The 17,859-nt window shown below is 65.6% G+C and carries 16 protein-coding genes; 9 read left to right on the top strand and 7 right to left on the bottom strand.

Annotated elements, in window-relative coordinates:
* Positions 1–17: 17 nt before the first annotated feature.
* From WFP39_RS05655 to tsaD, 4 genes are read right to left on the bottom strand one after another with little or no spacing between them, the layout of a single operon-like run.
* Positions 18–521: a helix-hairpin-helix domain-containing protein gene (locus WFP39_RS05655; protein WP_336918226.1), complete on the bottom strand. Its 504-nt coding sequence runs from the start codon at positions 519–521 to the stop codon at positions 18–20.
* Positions 522–550: 29 nt separating this feature from the next.
* On the bottom strand, positions 551–2,008 hold the full coding sequence (locus WFP39_RS05650) for a lipopolysaccharide biosynthesis protein (protein WP_336918370.1): 1,458 nt from the start codon (positions 2,006–2,008) through the stop codon (positions 551–553).
* 59 nt (positions 2,009–2,067) lie between these two features.
* Positions 2,068–3,078 carry an NAD(P)H-dependent glycerol-3-phosphate dehydrogenase gene (locus WFP39_RS05645; protein ID WP_336918225.1) on the bottom strand — a complete coding sequence of 337 codons (1,011 nt, stop codon included), beginning with the start codon at positions 3,076–3,078 and terminating at the stop codon, positions 2,068–2,070.
* Positions 3,075–4,112 (bottom strand): tRNA (adenosine(37)-N6)-threonylcarbamoyltransferase complex transferase subunit TsaD, encoded by a 1,038-nt coding sequence (gene tsaD, locus WFP39_RS05640; RefSeq protein ID WP_336918224.1) that lies wholly within the window; start codon positions 4,110–4,112, stop codon positions 3,075–3,077. The genes WFP39_RS05645 and tsaD overlap by 4 nt, the downstream gene beginning before the upstream one ends.
* A gap of 50 nt (positions 4,113–4,162) precedes the next feature.
* Here tsaD and hemC point away from each other — a divergent pair, with 50 nt between their 5' ends.
* The 3 genes from hemC to WFP39_RS05625 are packed head-to-tail and all read left to right on the top strand — an operon-like array spanning position 4,163 to position 6,728.
* Entirely contained in the window at positions 4,163–5,092 is a 930-nt protein-coding gene (gene hemC, locus WFP39_RS05635) for a hydroxymethylbilane synthase (protein ID WP_336918222.1), read from the top strand.
* A complete protein-coding gene (locus WFP39_RS05630) occupies positions 5,089–5,775 on the top strand; it encodes a uroporphyrinogen-III synthase (RefSeq protein ID WP_336918221.1) in 687 nt (228 codons plus the stop codon). The genes hemC and WFP39_RS05630 overlap by 4 nt, the downstream gene beginning before the upstream one ends.
* An 8-nt stretch (positions 5,776–5,783) precedes the next feature.
* Positions 5,784–6,728: a hypothetical protein gene (locus WFP39_RS05625; protein ID WP_336918220.1), complete on the top strand. Its 945-nt coding sequence runs from the start codon at positions 5,784–5,786 to the stop codon at positions 6,726–6,728.
* Between the two features lie 3 nt (positions 6,729–6,731).
* Here WFP39_RS05625 and WFP39_RS05620 read toward each other — a convergent pair whose 3' ends face one another.
* Entirely contained in the window at positions 6,732–7,946 is a 1,215-nt protein-coding gene (locus WFP39_RS05620) for an FAD-dependent monooxygenase (protein ID WP_336918219.1), read from the bottom strand.
* A 79-nt stretch (positions 7,947–8,025) separates the two neighbouring features.
* Between WFP39_RS05620 and WFP39_RS05615 the strand changes: the two genes are divergently transcribed.
* The gene (locus tag WFP39_RS05615; protein ID WP_336918218.1) at positions 8,026–10,098 is read left to right on the top strand and encodes a protein-disulfide reductase DsbD family protein; all 2,073 of its coding nucleotides are present in this window, start codon (positions 8,026–8,028) and stop codon (positions 10,096–10,098) included.
* Here WFP39_RS05615 and WFP39_RS05610 read toward each other — a convergent pair.
* Together WFP39_RS05610 and uvrB are read right to left on the bottom strand one after the other, a co-directional pair.
* Entirely contained in the window at positions 10,091–10,651 is a 561-nt protein-coding gene (locus WFP39_RS05610; protein ID WP_336918217.1) for a hypothetical protein, read from the bottom strand. The genes WFP39_RS05615 and WFP39_RS05610 overlap by 8 nt on opposite strands.
* Complete coding sequence (gene uvrB, locus WFP39_RS05605) at positions 10,651–12,837, bottom strand: excinuclease ABC subunit UvrB (protein WP_336918216.1); 2,187 nt, start codon at positions 12,835–12,837, stop codon at positions 10,651–10,653. The genes WFP39_RS05610 and uvrB overlap by 1 nt, the downstream gene beginning before the upstream one ends.
* A 120-nt stretch (positions 12,838–12,957) precedes the next feature.
* Here uvrB and WFP39_RS05600 point away from each other — a divergent pair, with 120 nt between their 5' ends.
* From WFP39_RS05600 to WFP39_RS05580, 5 genes are all read left to right on the top strand, one after another.
* The gene (locus tag WFP39_RS05600) at positions 12,958–13,488 is read left to right on the top strand and encodes a DUF3617 domain-containing protein (RefSeq protein WP_336918214.1); all 531 of its coding nucleotides are present in this window, start codon (positions 12,958–12,960) and stop codon (positions 13,486–13,488) included.
* Positions 13,489–13,701: 213 nt separating this feature from the next.
* Positions 13,702–14,490, top strand: a complete 789-nt coding sequence (locus WFP39_RS05595) for an alpha/beta hydrolase family protein (RefSeq protein ID WP_336918213.1) — start codon at positions 13,702–13,704, stop codon at positions 14,488–14,490.
* A gap of 94 nt (positions 14,491–14,584) precedes the next feature.
* A complete protein-coding gene (locus WFP39_RS05590) occupies positions 14,585–16,015 on the top strand; it encodes a circularly permuted type 2 ATP-grasp protein (protein WP_336918212.1) in 1,431 nt (476 codons plus the stop codon).
* A gap of 31 nt (positions 16,016–16,046) precedes the next feature.
* On the top strand, positions 16,047–16,991 hold the full coding sequence (locus tag WFP39_RS05585; RefSeq protein WP_336918369.1) for an alpha-E domain-containing protein: 945 nt from the start codon (positions 16,047–16,049) through the stop codon (positions 16,989–16,991).
* Between the two features lie 21 nt (positions 16,992–17,012).
* A complete protein-coding gene (locus tag WFP39_RS05580; protein WP_336918211.1) occupies positions 17,013–17,825 on the top strand; it encodes a transglutaminase family protein in 813 nt (270 codons plus the stop codon).
* Positions 17,826–17,859 lie beyond the last annotated feature (34 nt).

The following is a 17,859-nucleotide window of genomic DNA, read 5'->3' as shown; positions in this document are numbered from 1 at the left end:
GCCTGCTTTGGGTGCCCTCAACCGTTACCGAAATGCGCGGCGAAACCGGCCTTGTCGCCTGCCGCCAGCAGCCGGGCCTGTTCCACCCACCGGTCGCGCCGGATGCGTCCGGCAAAGCGGCCCATCAGCGCGTCCACGCGGTCGATTTCGGCATCGTCCCACGCGGCGATCTGGGCAAAACTGGTGATGCCCATGCCGGCAAGCTGCGCGGCGATCTTGGGGCCAAGTCCCTTGATCTGCGTCAGGTCATCGCCGGATGCAGCGGCGGGCGTAGTCTGCGTGACGGCGGCCGCCGCCGCGACCGGCGCAGCTTCGGGAACGGGCGGGGGAATCGTTTCCTTCACCACCGCAGGCGGCGCATCGATCAACGCCTGGTTGCGCCGCGCCTGCGCATCCTGCGCATCGCTATCGCGCTGGATGCGCGCCTTGCGATTGGCGGCGATCACGAACCACATCACCAGAAGAAGCACAATCAGCGCCGCCACCAGCAGCGCCGCATTTGCCTGAATCATTTCCGCCATGGCAGACCCCTCAAACCTGTGCCCGCAGCTTATGCAAGCTTGTCGTCATCCTGCAAGCGGCGGCGGAACAGCACGCGGTCTTCCGGCCCGAAGCCGCGCGTCCAGATGATCCAGCCATAGGCCGCCAGAATGGCCGGGATGCCAAAGGCCAGTTCCATCCATTCGGGCAGCAAGATCGCAATCTGCCCCACTGCCACCGCTGCGGCACAGGCCCAGACCAGCGGCCATCGCCAATTGTTGATCGGATGGCCCAGAATGCGCCCCAACATGGTGGCCTTCACCAGCGAAGCCACCCCCAGCGCCAGCATAAGCGCCGCGGCCGCTGCAGCCGCGCGGTAGTAATCGGCGCTTTCGGGCTGGGCGAAATCCACCCGGCCGATGATGACCATCAACACCACGGTGAGCAGGCCTTGCAGCACAATCGTGCCGATCGACACCCACAGATTGCGCAGGCGGGCGACATAGACCAGCGCGGCCTCGGCAACAACGGCAGTGGCCGCCACCACTTCGGCCATCAGCAGGAAGGCCAGCGCCCCTGTGCCCGGCACGAACTCTCCGCCCGATCCGAACAGGCCCATCAGCGCTTCGCCCGGAATCCCCAGCGCCAGCGCAATGCCAGCCTGCGCCGCCACGATCCAGAAGCCCACCTGGCACACCTGACGCGCAATGGCGGCATAATCCCTCTCCTTCAGGCGCGCGGTGATGACCGGGCCAAGGATGGGTTCGAAACTGGTTTTGAGCTTTTGGGGCAGGCTCGCTACCTGCTGCGCCATGTAATAGATGCCCACCGCCACGGGCCCGGCAAACAGGCCCAGGATGAAGATGTCTAGCCGCCGTGTGCCCCATTCGATCGCATCGGCCACCGCCAGCGGCAGCGCGCGTGCGGTCATGCGCCAGAGCCGCACCGGATGCGGCGACCAGTGGCGCGGCAGGCCATAGCTGCGCAGATAGGACCACAGCGCCGTGGCAAGTCCGGCATAGATCGAGGCGAGATAGGCCATCGCCAGTCCCGATTCCCGCAAGGGACCGATATAAAAGAACACGCCCGCCAGGATCGAGATCGTCCACGGCTCCACCACCGCGCGCGCCCGCACGGTTGTGGCGATGTCATAGCGGTAGGCTTGTGCTGCCAGCACGATTTCGGTCAGCGCGTAACCGGGGATCGCCAGCACGATCCACAGATCGAGATCGGCGTAGATGCCTGATGGGAAAAGCGGCGCGGGAACGAAATACAGCGCCGCCGCCGCCACGCTGGAAAGCACCAGCGCCACCAGCATTGCATCGGCAATCAGACCAGCGGGATCGGCTTCCTTGCCTTCGGCCAGCCGCTGCGCCAGCCCGCGCTTCTCCCCGATCGAGCAGACGAGCGCCAGCAGTTCGACGATGACGAGGGCAGAGGCAAACCGCCCCACCGCCGCTGCGCCATACAGCTGGCCCGCGATGAACAGGAAAGGCAGGCGCGCCAGCAGGCGCAGCAGGAACCCCATGAAATTGGTGCGCCCGCCCTTGGCGAGCCTGGCGATATCGCCCGATTGCTGCGTGTCGCTCAACGCGGTGCGCTTTCGCCAGCGGGCATTTCCGCCTTGAGCGGGCGGGTTAGCATGGTTTGCGCAATTTCGGTGGCATTGCCGCCGTCCAGCAGCGCGCAGACCGCTTCCACAATCGGCATTGATACGCCGTGGCGCGCGGCCAGATCGCGCAGCACCGGCGCGGTGTGCGCGCCTTCGGCCACGGTGCGCCTCTCGCGCAGCAGATCGCGTGCGCTCTGCCCTTCACCCAGCGCCTTGCCCAGGCTGAAATTGCGGCTGGAAGTGGATGAGCAGGTGAGCACCAGATCGCCGAGGCCGCACAATCCCGCCAGCGTCGCGGCCCGCGCACCCATTGCCTCGCCAAAGCGCAGCATTTCGGCATAGCCGCGGCTGATGAGCGCTGCGCGCGCGTTCTGGCCCAGCTTGAGGCCATCCACCACGCCGCAGGCAATGGCGAGGACGTTCTTCACCGATCCGCCCACTTCGGCGCCGGCCAGATCGTCCGAATAATAGGGGCGGAAGGCAGGACGGGCGAGGGCGGGGGCCAGCCTTTCCCATTGCGCCTCGCCTCCGCCACAGGCCAGCGTCACGGCGGTGGGAAGACCGGCGGCCACTTCATGTGCAAAGGTGGGGCCGGACAGGACGGCAATGTCGCTGGCAGGCGCGATGGCGTGCGCCACTTCGTGCATCATGCGGCCCGTGCCCGCTTCGATCCCCTTCGAACACAGCACCAGATCGCGCGGCAAACGCGGCAGGCGCGAAAGCACGCTGCCCAGATGCTGCGCCGGGGTGACGATCAGCAGGATGTCGCACGCGGCCAGGTCGGAGAGATTGCCAGTCGCCCGGATGGTGCGGGCCAGCGTGGCGGAGGGGAGGTAGAGGTCGTTGCGGTGATCGCGGTTGATCGCGTCGGCCAGCCCATCCTCCAACGCCCACAGCAGCACGGGCGTGCCGTCCGCGCCCAGCATCTGCGCCAATGCGGTGCCCCATGCACCCGCGCCCACCACGCCAGTCTTGAACCTCGTCATGCTTTCACCCCTGCGCCGCGTGCCGGTTCTGCCGCAGGGTCCAGCGGCCAGCGCGGGCGTGCGGCCACGTCCAGCGGATCGGCCGGGAAACCGGCTTCCATGCGCTCCACCCCCGCCCAGGCAATCATCGCGGCGTTATCGGTGCACAGCGCCAGCGGCGGCGCGGTGAAGGGCAAGTCGTGGTTTGCGGCAAGGTCTTCCAGCGCGGCGCGGATCGTCTGATTCGCCGCAACCCCGCCTGCAACCACCAGCGCGCTGACCGGCCCCATGGCGCCCAGCGCTATCCGGGTGCGGTCGATAATGCAATCTACCGCCGCCGCCTGAAAACTGGCGGCAATGTCTTCGGGAGCGTGCTGGCCGCTTTCCACCGCGCGCAGCACCGCGCTTTTGAGGCCGGCGAAGGAGAAATGCATCTCGCCGCTGCCCACCAGCGGGCGGGGGAGCGGCACGGCGCACGGATTTCCCGCCAGCGCCAGCTTCTCCACCGCCGGGCCGCCGGGATAGCCGAGGCCCAGAATCTTGGCGGTCTTGTCGAACGCCTCGCCCAGCGCATCGTCGATGGTGGTGGCAAGGCGGCGGTACTGGCCGGGGCCGTCCACCCGCAAAATCTGGCAATGCCCGCCCGACACCAGCAGCAGCGCATAAGGAAATTGCAGGGCGGGATCGGCCAGACGCGGGCTGAGCGCGTGGCCTTCCAGATGGTTGATCGCCAGCAGCGGCAGATCGCCCGCCATGGCCAGCGCCTTGGCGGTGACCAGACCCACCATCACCCCGCCGATCAGCCCCGGCCCGGCCGTGGCGGCAATGCCGTCGAGATCGCTCAGGGTCTTGCCGGCCTCTTTCAGCACCCGTTCGATCAGGGGCACCAGGCGTTCTGCATGGGCGCGGGCGGCGATTTCGGGCACCACACCGCCATAGGGCGCGTGCTCGGCCTCCTGGCTGGCAATCGCCTGCGCCAGAATGCGGCGATCCGAATCCACCAGCGCGGCCGCCGTTTCATCGCACGAACTTTCTATGCCGAGTATCAGCGCCATCCTGCCGCTTCCCCTGAACGCAAATGCCCTTTAGGGCAAGCGCCACGCTTATGACGACACCGCCAATACTCAGACTGGGAACCCGCGCCTCGCCGCTCGCCATGGCGCAGGCCCACGAAACCCGCGCGCGCCTGTGCGCCGCCCACGGCTGGGACGAGGCGGCGGTGGAACTGTTTCCCGTCACCGCCAGCGGCGACAAGGTGCTCGACCGGCCGCTCGCGGAAATCGGCGGCAAGGCCTTGTGGACCAAGGAACTCGACCAGTGGCTGGGCGAAGGCGTGATCGACGCCAGCGTCCATTCGCTCAAGGATGTGGAGACGATCCGCCCGGATGCCTTCACGCTTGGGGCGATTCTGCCGCGCGCGGACAAGCGCGACAGGCTGGTGGGGGCAAGTTCGCTTGCCGATCTGCCGCCGCGCGCGGTGGTTGGCACCAGCGCCCCGCGCCGCGCCGCGCAATTGCTCAACCTCAGGCCTGATTGCCGGGTGGTGATGTTTCGCGGAAATGTCGCCACGCGGCTGGGCAAGCTGGCGGCGGGGGAGGCGCAGGCGACATTCCTTGCCGCTGCCGGACTGGAAAGGTTGGGGCAGGGCGCTGTCGGCCATGCGCTCGACCCGCACGAATGGTTGCCCGCGCCTTCGCAAGGCGCGATCGCGGTGGAATGCCGGGCAGATGATGCCCGCACGCAGCAACTGCTCGCCGCCATCGACCATGCGCCCAGCCGGGCCGAGGTGGAGGCCGAGCGCGCGCTGCTGGCGGCGCTGGGCGGCGGGTGCCAGTCGGCCATCGCGGTGCTGTGCAACCATGCGGGCGGCGAACTCGACCTGCGCGCAGCGCTGTTCAGCCCCGACGGGGCGGAGCGGGTGGACGCGCAAATCCGCTTTGCCGCCGGCAATCTCCGCGCGGTTGAGCAATTGGCGGCCGATCTGCTGTCGCGTTCCAGCCCTGCCATCCGGGCGCTTTTCGAGGGACAAGAGTGACGCAACCCCCCATCATCACGCTCCGCCCGGAACCTCATGCCACCCAGATGTGCGTATTGGCGCGGCAGAAGGGGTTGGACGTTTCCGCCTTTCCCTTGTCAGAAGTGCGGCCACTCGCCTGGGAGGGGCCTGATCCGGCCAGCTTCGATGCCATTCTGGCGGGCAGCGCCAATGCCTTTCGCCATGCGGGCGAGGGATTGGCGCGGTATCGCAGCAAGCCTGTTTTCGCCGTAGGGCCAGCCACGGGCAGAGCTGCCTCCGAAGCAGGCTTTACCGTGGGAATGGCGGGCACCGGCGGGTTGCAACAACTGCTGCCGCTGATCCCCGAACGCCCGGTTCGCCTGTTGCGGCTGGCGGGTGCGCGCCATGTGCCGATCGAACCGCCCGAAGACATCACCGTGACCACGCGCGAAGTCTACGAGGTTGTGCATATGCCGATGCCTGGCGAAATGGCCGATCTGCTCCAGGCGGGCGGAGCGCTGGTATTGCTCCATTCGGCCGGTGCGGCGGAGCATTTTGCCGCGGAGTGCGACCGGCTCGGCATTGATCGCGCAGGCGTGCGGCTGGCGGCGCTGGGGCCGCGCATTGCCGAAGCGGCGGGCGCGGGCTGGGCCGAGGTGCAATTCGCGCCCAAGCCCGCCAACGGCGCATTGTTGGCCTTGGCGCAAAAGATGTGCCAATAGGGCCGCCGATGGACGAAACCGGATCGCCCCTGATGGATCACCCCGCCACCGCCCCCGTTCGTGCTGGCTTGCCACTGTGGCCCATCCTTGCCGCCGTGCTGCTGGCGTTCCTGCTCGGCGCTGGCGCGATGTTCTATGTGTCGCGCCAGAACGGCTGGATCGGGCAAAGCCTGTTTTCGGTGCGGCAGGAAACCCCTCCGCCCGCCACCCTGCCGATGGCTGCGCTCAGCCGCCGCGGTCTGGTGCCTGCGCCGCCTGCGTCCGCCACGCCGGTGTCGGCGGAAGTGCGCGCCACGGTAGAGCGGGTGGAGCAGGTCGCGGAGCAGACCGGCGGACTTGACCAGCGCGTGGCTGCGCTGGAACAGCGTCTCACGCGGCTCGATCTGCAATCGCAGGCGGCCGCCGGCAACGCGGCGCGCGCGGAAAGCATGTTGATCGCCTTTGCCGCGCGCCGTGCGATCGACCGGGGGCAGCGGCTGGGCTTTCTGGAAGATCAGCTGCGCCTGCGTTTTGGCGAAGCGCGCCCCAATGCGGTGCAGACCGTGATCGATGCCTCGCGCGACCCCGTGACGCTCGATCAATTGCTGGTGCAGCTTGACGGGTTGAGCGGCAATCTTGTGCAAACCCCCTCCAGCGCAGGGCTGTTCACAAGGCTTCGTTACCAGCTTTCGCAGCTTTTTTCGGTGCGGACCGACGATACGCCTTCGCCCGCAGCCGAACAGCGGCTGGCGCGCGCGCGCACCAATCTGGAAAATGGCCGCATCGAACGGGCAATTGCCGAAGTGCGCGCCATGCCCAATGCTGAGGCGGCGCAGGACTGGCTCGACCGGGCGGAGCGCTATGCCGCAGCGCAAAGGGCGCTGGAAGCGCTGGAAGCGGCGGCGGTTTACGAATCGCGCTCCTTGCGCGATGGCGACGGTCAGCGGGTGGAGCAACCGGGGCTTGCCGAATAAGGCCTAGCCTTTCAGCAATTCGGGAATATCGCCGCTCACTCCGCGCGCTTCGTCCATGAAGAAACGCTTCAAGGGCGGGGTGCGCTGCACCAGCCCCATGCCCAGCCGCCGGATCGCACTGGGGAGGCGGCCCGGAATGCCGAACAGCCGGTTCAGGCCATCGGTGGCGGACATTACCATGAGCGAATCGAGCGCGCGCCAGTTCTCATACCGCTTGAGCAATTGCGCATCGGCCAGGTCGAGGCCCAGCCGCGCGCCTTCGACCAGCACTTCGACCAGCGCGCCCACATCGCGCAGGCCCAGATTGAGGCCTTGCCCGGCAATCGGATGCATTCCGTGCGCCGCATCGCCCACCAGCGCCAGGCGCGGCGCGGTGATGCGCGCGGTGTGCTGGAAGGACAGCGGATAGGAACTGACCGTTCCCACCAGATCGATATCGCCAAGCACACCGTGCATCCGCTTGGCCACTTCGGCGCGCAGCATGGTGCGGTTCATGGCGAGAACGCCGGTCGCGTCGCGCTCCGCCACCGTCCAGACCAGCGCGCTGCGGTGGCGGCCCTGTTCGTCATCCAGCCGGGGAAGCAGCGCGAACGGCCCGGCGGGGTAGAAGATTTCCCACGCCACATTGCCGTGCGGCTTTTCATGCGTCAGCCCCGCAATGATCGCGCGGTGCGCATAATCCCATTGCGCCATGGCAATGCCCGCCTCCTCACGCGTGGGAGACAGCCGCCCTTCGGCCCCCACCATCAGCGCGGCGGAAAGCTCCTGCCCGTTGGCGAGAGTGGCCGAAACGGCATATTCGCCGCGCTGGCGGCGCAGCACATCGGCCTTCTGGTGCCAGGTAATGAGCGGTTCAGCCTTCGCCGCCTCGAACAGCGTCAGGCGCAATTGCCGGTTGGCAAACATCCGCCCCAGCGAGCCATCTTCGGGCTCCGGACGGAAATCGATGCGGCCCGGTTTCATCCCGTCGGTAACCGCGATCGCTTCGATGGGGCAGCCGAAAGGCTCTAATGCATCGGCAAGGCCAATATTGCTAAACAGGTTCCAGCTGGCGGAGGAAATGGCGGAAGCGCGCCCGTCGAAACCTTCCACCGTCAGTTCTGCCGGGTCGGCCCGGTCGACCACATGGCTGGAAAACCCCTTGCGGGCCGCGGCAAGGGCAAGGGTCATTCCCACCAGCCCCCCGCCAAGGATCAGGAGATCGCGCTTGTCGCTCATGGCCAACAGCCCTAGATCGTGCGCCATGCACCGCGCAAGTGTTCCCAAAGGCCAGTGGTCCCTTTTCCGGGATGTGCCGATGCTTTTCGCGGCTCTGCTTGCGCTGCTGCTGGCGGCAGTTCCGCTCGCCGCTCAGCCTGTGCGCGACAACAACATCGCCGCCGATCTGGTGGCCGAAGGCGCGCCAGTGGCGGGCGAAACGCTGACGGTGGCACTGCATTTCCGGCCGAAGGAAGGCTGGCACGGCTATTGGTCCAATCCCGGCGATGCAGGCCTTGGGATGCAGCTCGACTGGCGCCTTCCGCAAGGCTGGCAAGCGGGGGAGCCGCAATATCCGGTGCCGTCCAAGCTGGTGTTGGCGGGCCTGATGAACCATGTGTTCAAGGGCGAATATGCGGTGCTGGTTCCCATCACCGTCCCCGCCAATGCGGCAATTGCGGGCGTGCCGCCGATCAGCCTGTCGGCGCAATGGCTGGCCTGCACCGATCAGATCTGCGTGCCCGAACAGGCGGAACTGACGCTGCGGGTGCAGCAGATTGGCAACGGAGCGAACCCGTTCGACACGTGGCGCGCGGCCCTGCCGCCGCCGCTCGATACGACCGCACGTTTTGCCTTGGCGGGCAATGTTTTGCGCATTGCCATTCCGTTGCCCGCAAGCATGGATCTGGCGTCGCCGCACATCTTCATGGAGCAGGACAGGATCGCGGCCGACAAACGCACCGCCTATGCCGCGCCGCAAATCTTCTACCGCCAGGGCGATCTGGTGGTGGCCGAGGTGCCGCTGGCCGATCTGGTGCTGCCTGCATCTTCCCCCGCCTTCGATCCCCTGCGCGAAATCAGCGGGATTCTGGCCTTTGGCGAGGCGGGCAACGGCGTAGGCTTCACCGCCGTGCCGGGCGATGTGCCCACGGGCGGGGAGCGGATTGCGGGCGGCGGCGCGGCGGGCAATCCTGCGCCGCTGTGGACGCTGATCCTTGCCGCGCTTGCGGGGGGCTTGCTCCTCAACCTCATGCCTTGCGTCTTTCCGATCCTGAGCCTGAAGGCGATGACTTTGGCGCGTGCGGGCGAAAGCGAGCGGCAGGCGCGGATCGAAGGGCTTGCCTATACAGCAGGCGTGGTGCTGGCCTGCATGGCGATTGGCGCGCTGCTGCTGGTGCTGCGCGCCGGGGGTGAGGAAGTCGGCTGGGCGTTCCAGTTGCAGGAACCGGGCGTGGTCGTCGCGTTGCTGGTGCTCGCCGTGCTGATCACCGCCAATTTTGCCGGTGTGTTCGAGGTGCCGAGTTTCTCCTTTGCCGGCGCGGGCGGACTGGGCAAGGGCGCAGGCTCGTCGTTCGCTACCGGGTTGCTGGCGGCCTTTGTGGCCACGCCTTGCACCGGGCCGTTCATGGCGGCGGCCCTGGGGGCGGCGCTGCTGCTGCCGCCTGCCTCGGCCATGCTGCTGTTCGCCATGCTGGGGCTGGGGCTGGCGCTGCCGTTCCTGCTGCTCGGCTTCGTGCCCGCGCTTCGCAGCCGTTTGCCCAAGCCGGGACCGTGGATGAACACGTTCCGCCGGGCGATGGCGATCCCGATGGGGCTGACCGCTCTGGCGCTGCTCTGGCTGCTCACCCGGCTGGGCGGGCGGGAGTTTGCGCTGGTGGCGCTCGTGGTCACGCTGGGCGTGCTGGTCGCGCTGGCGGTGACGGGCCGCTTGCAGCAACGTGGCAAGCTGGCATGGCCCGCCTTTGCCCTGATCGCCGCGCCCTTTGCGCTGTTCGGTGCCTTTGCGCTCCCTTCAAGCTACTCTGCCGTGCAGCCGGGCGGGGGCGCGTCGTTGCTCGATCCGGTCGAATACAGCGAGGCCAATCTGGCCGAGGCGCGGGCCAGCGGGCAGCCGGTGTTCCTGTGGTTCACCGCCGATTGGTGCGTCACCTGCAAGGTCAATGAAAGCGTGGCGATCGAACGGGAAAGCACCAAGGCCGCGTTCGAGGCGGCTGGCGTCATTGCCATGCGCGGCGACTGGACGCTGCGCAACGAGGAGATCACCCGCTTCCTGACCGCCCAAGGCGCAGCAGGCGTGCCGCTCTATATGTGGTATCCCGCAGGCGGCGAGGGCGAACAATTGCCGCAGGTGTTGACGCCAACGATGCTGCAGGATCTGGCCGAAGCTAGCTGAGCGGAGCCTCCGGAGGCTCGCTTGCTGGCTCTGCCTGCCCGCCTGCGCGGCACCAGGTCACAAACTCTCCCGGCACGCGGCTGCCGGGGATTTTCAGCATCCCTCCGCCGGGCAAGGTAGCCTGCAACTCGCGCGGGCCGGTGAACACGTCCCACATCGGATCGCTTGCCGCCAGCACGCCTTCCCACCGCCATTCGCCATCGGTCAGTCGCGCATCCACGAAAAAGCGGCTGCGCATTCCGTTGCCGATCACCGGGAACAGCGCGCTCTGCCTGGGCAGGGCAGGAGCATGGCGCACGATCAGCATTTGCGGTGGGGCCGTATCGCCCAGCAGGCAGGCCAGCGTCAGAAGTGGCGGGTCGCCCGCCTTGGCAAACTCGATCGCGCGGCCGCTTTCGGCTACCCGCCACACAGCGCCGGTTGTGTCGGGCGATTGCCGCATCACCTGCACAGGCACATCGCGAGACGGAGCAAGTTCAACCCGCTGCGCAGGTTCTCCCCGCTCGCACGCGGCGAGGAGGAGGAAGGGCAGGAGCACGGCGGGATAGCGCATCACTTCCCCCACTTCTTCTGTACCTTCCCATACCGCGTCTTGCGCGTTCCCGGCCGGCCCTCATTGGAACGGCCGACCAAAGGCGCCTTTTTCTGGTCGTCGGGCAGACCAAGTTCCTGGTTTTCGAGCCGGCGGATTTCGTCGCGCAGGCGGCCGGCTTCCTCGAATTCGAGGTCGGCGGCGGCGGCGCGCATCTTCTTTTCCAATTCCTCGATATAGGCGCGCAGATTGTGGCCGACCATGTGGTTGGCCCCTTCGGCATCGATCTCCACCAGCACGCCGTCCTGCGCGGCAGTGTGCGCGACGATATCGGCAATCGCGCGCTTGATTGTTTGCGGGGTGATGCCGTGCGCCTCGTTATAGGCGCGCTGCTTTTCGCGGCGGCGATCGGTTTCCGCGATGGCGCGCTCCATGCTTCCCGTTATCCGGTCGGCATACAGGATTACCCGGCCATCCACATTGCGCGCGGCGCGGCCGATGGTCTGGATGAGCGAGGTCTCGGAGCGCAGGAAGCCTTCCTTGTCCGCATCCAGAATGCACACCAGCCCGCATTCGGGAATGTCCAGCCCTTCGCGCAGCAGGTTGATGCCGATCAGCACGTCATACACGCCCATGCGCAGATCGCGGATCAGCTCGATACGTTCCAGCGTCTCCACATCCGAATGCATATAGCGCACGCGCACGCCCTGTTCGTGCATGAACTCGGTCAGATCCTCGGCCATGCGCTTGGTGAGGGTGGTGACAAGCGTGCGGTAGCCATTGGCGGCGGTGGCTTTCGCTTCGGCGATGCAATCCTGCACCTGATCTTCCACCGGGCGGATTTCCACCGGGGGGTCGATCAGGCCGGTAGGGCGGATGACCTGTTCGGCAAAGGCGCCGCCTGTCTGCTCCATTTCCCAATTGCCGGGCGTGGCGGACACGGCGAAGGTCTGCGGGCGCATCGCGTCCCATTCGTTGAAACGCAAGGGGCGGTTGTCGATGCAACTGGGCAGGCGGAACCCGTACTCGGCCAGTGTCAGCTTGCGCCGGTGGTCGCCGCGCGCCATCGCGCCGATCTGCGGGATCGTCTGGTGGCTTTCATCGACAAACAGCAGCGCGTTTTCGGGCAGGTATTCGAACAATGTTGGCGGTGGTTCGCCGGGCAGGCGACCGGTCAGGAAACGGCTGTAATTCTCGATTCCCGCGCAGCTTCCGGTGGCCGCGATCATCTCAAGATCGAAATGCGTGCGCTGTTCCAGCCGCTGCGCTTCCAGCAGGCGGCCTTCGGCGTGAAGCTCCTTCAGCCGCTCCTCCAGCTCGAAGCGGATGGCTTCGGCGGCCTGCTTCATCGTGGGACCGGGGGTGACATAGTGGCTGTTGGCATAGATGCGCACCTTGCCCAGCGATGCGCCCTTCTTGCCCGTCAGCGGATCGAATTCGGATATTTCCTCGATCTCGTCCCCGAAAAAGCTGATGCGCCAGGCGGTGTCCTCCAGATGGCTGGGAAACAGTTCCAGACTGTCCCCGCGCACCCGAAAATTGCCGCGCGCAAAGGCGGCGTCGTTACGCTTGTATTGCAGCGCCACCAGCTTGCGGATGATCTCGCGCTGGTCGTAGCTTTCGCCAGCCTTCAGGTCGAAAATCATGGCGGAATAGGTTTCCACCGACCCGATGCCATACAGACAGGAAACCGAAGCGACGATGATGACATCGTCGCGTTCCAGCAGCGCGCGCGTGGCCGAATGGCGCATCCGGTCGATCGCCTCGTTCACGCTCGATTCCTTCTCGATATAGGTATCGGAGCGCGGGACATAGGCTTCGGGCTGGTAGTAATCGTAATAGGATACGAAATATTCGACCGCGTTTTCGGGAAAGAAGCTTTTGAATTCGCCGTATAATTGCGCGGCAAGGATCTTGTTGGGGGCAAGGATCAGCGCCGGGCGCTGCAACTCGGCAATCACCGATGCCATGGTGAAGGTCTTGCCGCTGCCGGTGACGCCCAGCAGCACCTGCGTCTTTTCGCCTGCTTTTGCGCCTTCCACCAGTTCGGCAATCGCGGTGGGCTGGTCGCCCGAAGGCTCGTAATCGGACACCAGCTTGAACGGCCGCCCACCCATGCTCTTTTCCGGGCGCGCGGGCTTGTGCGGGGTGAATGTGCCGGAAGTATCGGGTTCTTCCAGTCCGCGACGGATAACGAGTTCGGCCATGCGCGAACATATGGGGAATGGCGGGCGCGGGCGCAATCGTGCTGACAGCGACGGTTGCCGCGCATTGGCAGCAAGGGCCGGGGCTGATAGGGTGCGCGCCTGCCATTTGAGGGGGAAGTCATGCGTTTCATCTGCCTGTTGCCCGTTGCCGCCGTCCTGACGCTCACCGCGTGCGGCGACAGTGCCGAGGATTCGCCGACCACGCTGGAGGAAGCGGCAGAGGAAATGACCGAGGGGCCAACGCCGCAGCCTGGCCAGTACACCACCACGACCGAGCTGTTGGAGCTGAATATTCCCGGTCTCACCCCGGAAATGCAGCAGATGTTCGAACAGATGATGGCCGAAGGCGCACAGGAAGGAGCCAGTTATTGCCTGACCGCGGCAGAGGTGACCAGTTCGCGCGAGGAAATGCTCAAGAACATGACCGAAAGCGATTGCACCGTGCAGCGCTTTGATATGTCCGGCGGCACTATCGATGCGGCACTCACTTGCCCGCCGGGCACGGACGGGATCAGCGGCGATGTCCGCATGACCGGCACGATGAGCGAAACCGGCGCGGACATGACGATGTCGTTCAAGACGCAAATTCCCGATATGGGCGAGGCGACAATTCGTATGCGCGCGGTGACAACGCGCGTGGGCGATTGCTGACCCGCTGCATCGGTCAGATGGCCTAAGGTTCTGTAATTACCCGATCTCCTGTTGAATTGTCGGGTCGGTTTCCCAGCTTGGGCTTGGAAACCGGCGGCATTGCCGTGCGTTCCACGGAGGACACGGTTCACCGCACGGCAAGCCATGTGGCGAAGGCGTGACCGCAGACGGTAGGAGATGATCAATCACGACAGTTGTGTTACAGGGCAGGCCATGCATGTCGCGAAACTGAAATATCCGGCGCCGAGTGCGCCCCATCGCCTTGCCAGCTTTGGCGAGGCCGTGCTGCGCCGCATCCGCCTGCTGCGCAGCCAGCCGCCGGATAATGCCGCGCGGCCATCGCAGGCGCTGTTCCTGGCCGAAGCGCTGGCCTTTGCCGAGCCGCTCATGCGCCGGTTCCGTCCCGCATTGGTCGTGCCCAAGGCGAGTGAGCGGCAGATCGTGATCCTGATCCCCGGCTTTGCCACGCATCCCATGCGGATGCGCTACATGGCGGAAAAGCTGGAGGAAGCGGGTCACAAGGTGAAGCGCTGGGGCCTGGGTTTCAATTTCGGCCCGACCGAGGAAAACTTTGCCTTCCTCTCCCAGCGTGTGCGCGATGTTCATGCCCGCTATGGCTGCAAGGTGGTGCTGGTGGGGTGGAGCCTGGGCGGCATTTTCGCGCGCGAAATGGCCAAGCTGCATCCCGAATGCGTGGCCAAGGTCATCACCATGGGATCGCCGTTCAGCCACACGCCCTATTCGAACAATGTCTGGCGGCTCTACCAGCTTGTCACCGGTCATTCGGTCGAGCGACCGCCGATTGCGGCCGATCTGGCGGCCAAACCACCGGTGGAAACCGTGGCGCTGTGGAGCGCGCGTGACGGCGTGGTTTCGGTGCGTAGCGCGCGCGGCCTTCCGGGCGAGCGGGACCGCGAACGCGCGCTGAAATGCAGCCACATGGGCTTCTCCAATTCGGCCGAGGCGATACTGGCGGTGGCTCAGGAATTGGAAAGGCGTTGATTGTAAACCGGTTTTCCGCTCAATAACCCCTCACGCAAACGGCGCTTGGCGGCGCGGTTCTTTCGTGCAATGTTGCACTGCGACATAGGTGGATATGAGCACAGCCGAAGCTTCCCGTTATGATGAAATGCTTGCGCCTGACGGGTCCGTCCGCGCAGCCTACCGGGACTATGAACAGTGGCTGGAGCGGCAGGATCCGGCTGTTCTGCGTCGCAAGGGGAGCGAGGCGGAAAGCTTCTTTCGCCGCACCGGCATCACCTTCAATGTCTATGGCGAAGCGGATGCCGAAGAGCGGCTGATCCCCTTCGACATGGTGCCGCGGATCATCACCGGGCAGGAATGGCGGCGGCTCTCGCGCGGGATCGAACAACGGGTGCGCGCGCTCAACGCCTTCATCCACGATCTGTATCACCGGCAGGAAATCATCCGGTCGGGCCGCCTGCCGGTGCGGCTGCTGCGCGAAAACAGCGCGTGGCTGCCGCAGATGGTGGGCTTCACGCCGCCGGGCGGGGTCTATACGCATATTGTGGGGATCGATCTGGTGCGCACCGGGCCGGATCAGTTCCTGGTGCTGGAGGACAATGCCCGCACCCCCAGCGGCGTGTCCTATATGCTGGAAAACCGGGAAACCATGATGTCCATGTTCCCGGAACTGTTCACGCAGGTGAAGGTGCGTCCCGTATCGGGCTATCCGCGCAGCCTGGCGGCCAGCCTTGCCGCCTGCGCCCCCGATGGGGCAGGGCCAAAGCCGACAATTGCCGTGCTGACACCCGGCATTTTCAATTCGGCCTATTTCGAACACGCATTCCTTGCGGATCAGATGGGCGCGGAACTGGTGGAAGGCAGCGATCTGCGGGTGGTTGACGGGCGCGTGCAGATGCGCACGACCGACGGCTTTCGCCCGATCGATGTGCTCTACCGCCGCGTGGATGACGAATATCTCGATCCGCTCACCTTCAATCCCCATTCGGTGCTGGGCGTGCCGGGGATCATGGATGTCTACCGCGCGGGGCGCATTACCATTGCCAATGCGCCGGGCACCGGGGTGGCGGATGACAAGGCGATCTATTCCTTCATGCCCGAAATCGTGAAGTTCTACACCGGCGAAAATCCAATACTTCCCAATGTGCAGACCTGGCGCTGTGCCGATGCGGACAGCCTGAAATATGTGCTCGACAACCTGGCCGATCTGGTGGTGAAGGAAGTGCACGGATCGGGCGGATACGGGATGCTGATCGGCCCGACCTCCTCGAAGAAGGAGATTGAGGCCTTCCGCGCCAAGCTGGTCGCGCGGCCCGAAAACTACATTGCGCAGCCGACGCTGGCGCTTTCCACCTGCCCGATCTTCACCGCCAAGGGGCTGGCCCCGCGCCATGTCGATCTGCGCCCCTTCGTGCTCGTCTCGCCCGAAGGGGTCGACATTACCCCCGGCGGGCTCACGCGGGTGGCGATGAAGAAGGGGTCGTTGGTGGTCAATTCCAGCCAGGGCGGCGGCACGAAAGACAGCTGGGTGCTCGATGACTGACGGCTACACCTGCGGGGCCATGCAGAAGCCCATGCTGGGCCGCGTGGCGGGCGGCATTTTCTGGATGTACCGCTATCTGGAGCGCGCGGAAAATACTGCCCGCCTGCTTGCCGCCGGGCACCGCATGACGCTGACGCGCGGCGAAGACGAGGCGAGCCAGGAATGGCGATCGATCCTCACCACGCTGGGCCAGCTGGCCGATTACGAGAAGTATCACGAAGGCTATGCCGGGGCGCAGGTGTGCGATTTCGTGCTGCGTTCGCGCAACAATCCGCAAAGCGTGCTGTCCATGTTCGAACGCGCGCGCAGCAATGCCCGCGCCTGCCGCTCGGCGATCACGCGCGAAGTGTGGGAAGCCATCAACGAAGGCTGGATGACCTTGCGCGACCTGCTCGCCCGCCCCGTGCGCGTGACCAATCTGGATGCGGTGCTGGGCGCGATCCGGCGCGAATCGACGCTGGCGCGCGGGGCCACGCACGGATCGATGCTGCGCAACGAAACCTACAGCTTCGCCCGCGCGGGCACCTTTCTGGAACGGGCGGATAACACCGCGCGCATTCTGGATGTGAAATATTACCTGCTGCTGCCCAGCATCGCCTATGTCGGCACGGTGCTCGATACCGGGCAATGGGACAATGTGCTGCGATCTGTCTCGGCGGAACGGGCCTATAGCTGGCTCAATGCCGGGCGTATGGATGCCCGATCGATTGCCGAGTTCCTGATACTGGACGAACGCTTCCCGCGCAGCCTGATGTTCTGCCACCTGGCGATGCGCGAAAACCTTGCCGCGCTCGCCCGGTTTCACCGCCGTGAAGGTATGGCGCACGAAGCGCTGGCGCGGGCCGATGGTATGCTTTCGGGGAAACGGGTGGAGGACATATTCGAGCAAGGGCTGCACGAATTCATCCTCGAATTCATCGGCTGCAACGCAGCCATCGGCAACGCCATATCGGAGGAGTATCGGTTCGTTTCGTAAGCGGGCCGGTCATACACAGCCATGCGCCTCTCCATTCGCCACACCACCCGTTATGTTTTTGCCGAACCTGTCGCGCACGGGGTGCAGCGCCTGCGCCTGACGCCCAAGGAGACGCAGGGTCAGCGAATTCTCGACTGGGTCATGGAATTGAGCGGCGCACGCGAGGAATTGGCGTATGACGACCAGAACCACAATCACGTAACGCTCGTCTCGGTGCTTCCGGGTGCCAGCGAAGTGGAGATTTCGTGCCGCGGGACGGTTGAGACCGAGGACCATGCCGGGGTAATCGGCCGCCATGCCGGGCATATGCCGCTTTGGGCGTTCCTCAGTCATACGCCGTTGACCAAGCCGGGGCCGCGCCTGCGCCAGCTTGTGAACGGCCTCGACAAGGGCGGCAGCTCGGTCGAAATGCTGCACCGCCTGTCGGCCGCCGTGCTGGCGGCGGTGGCCTATGAAACCGGCGTTACGCATGTGGAAACCACCGCGGAGGAGGCCTTGGTCCATGGGCGCGGGGTGTGCCAGGACCATGCCCACACCTTCATTGCCGCGGCGCGGATGCTCGACATCCCGGCGCGCTATGTCAGCGGCTATCTGATGATGAACGACCGGGTGCACCAGGAAGCCACGCACGCCTGGGCCGAGGCCTTTGTGGAAGGGCTGGGGTGGGTCGGCTTTGACATCTCCAACCAGATCAGCCCCGATCCGCGTTATGTCCGCGTGGCCACGGGCCGCGATTACCGCGACGCGGCCCCCATTGTGGGCATCAGCTACGGCGCAATGAGCGAGGATCTGCATGTCGAACTCGCAATCGAGCAGCAGATGGTGGAGCAATAGCGCCTTCGCGCTTGCGCAGAGGGCGGCCTGCACC

The sequence above is a fragment of the Alteraurantiacibacter lauratis genome (assembly GCF_037154155.1).
In the GTDB taxonomy this organism is placed as follows: Bacteria; Pseudomonadota; Alphaproteobacteria; order Sphingomonadales; family Sphingomonadaceae; genus Alteraurantiacibacter; species Alteraurantiacibacter lauratis.
The sequence above is the reverse complement of the archived record's forward strand: the minus strand, read 5'-3'. Positions and strand labels throughout refer to the sequence as shown.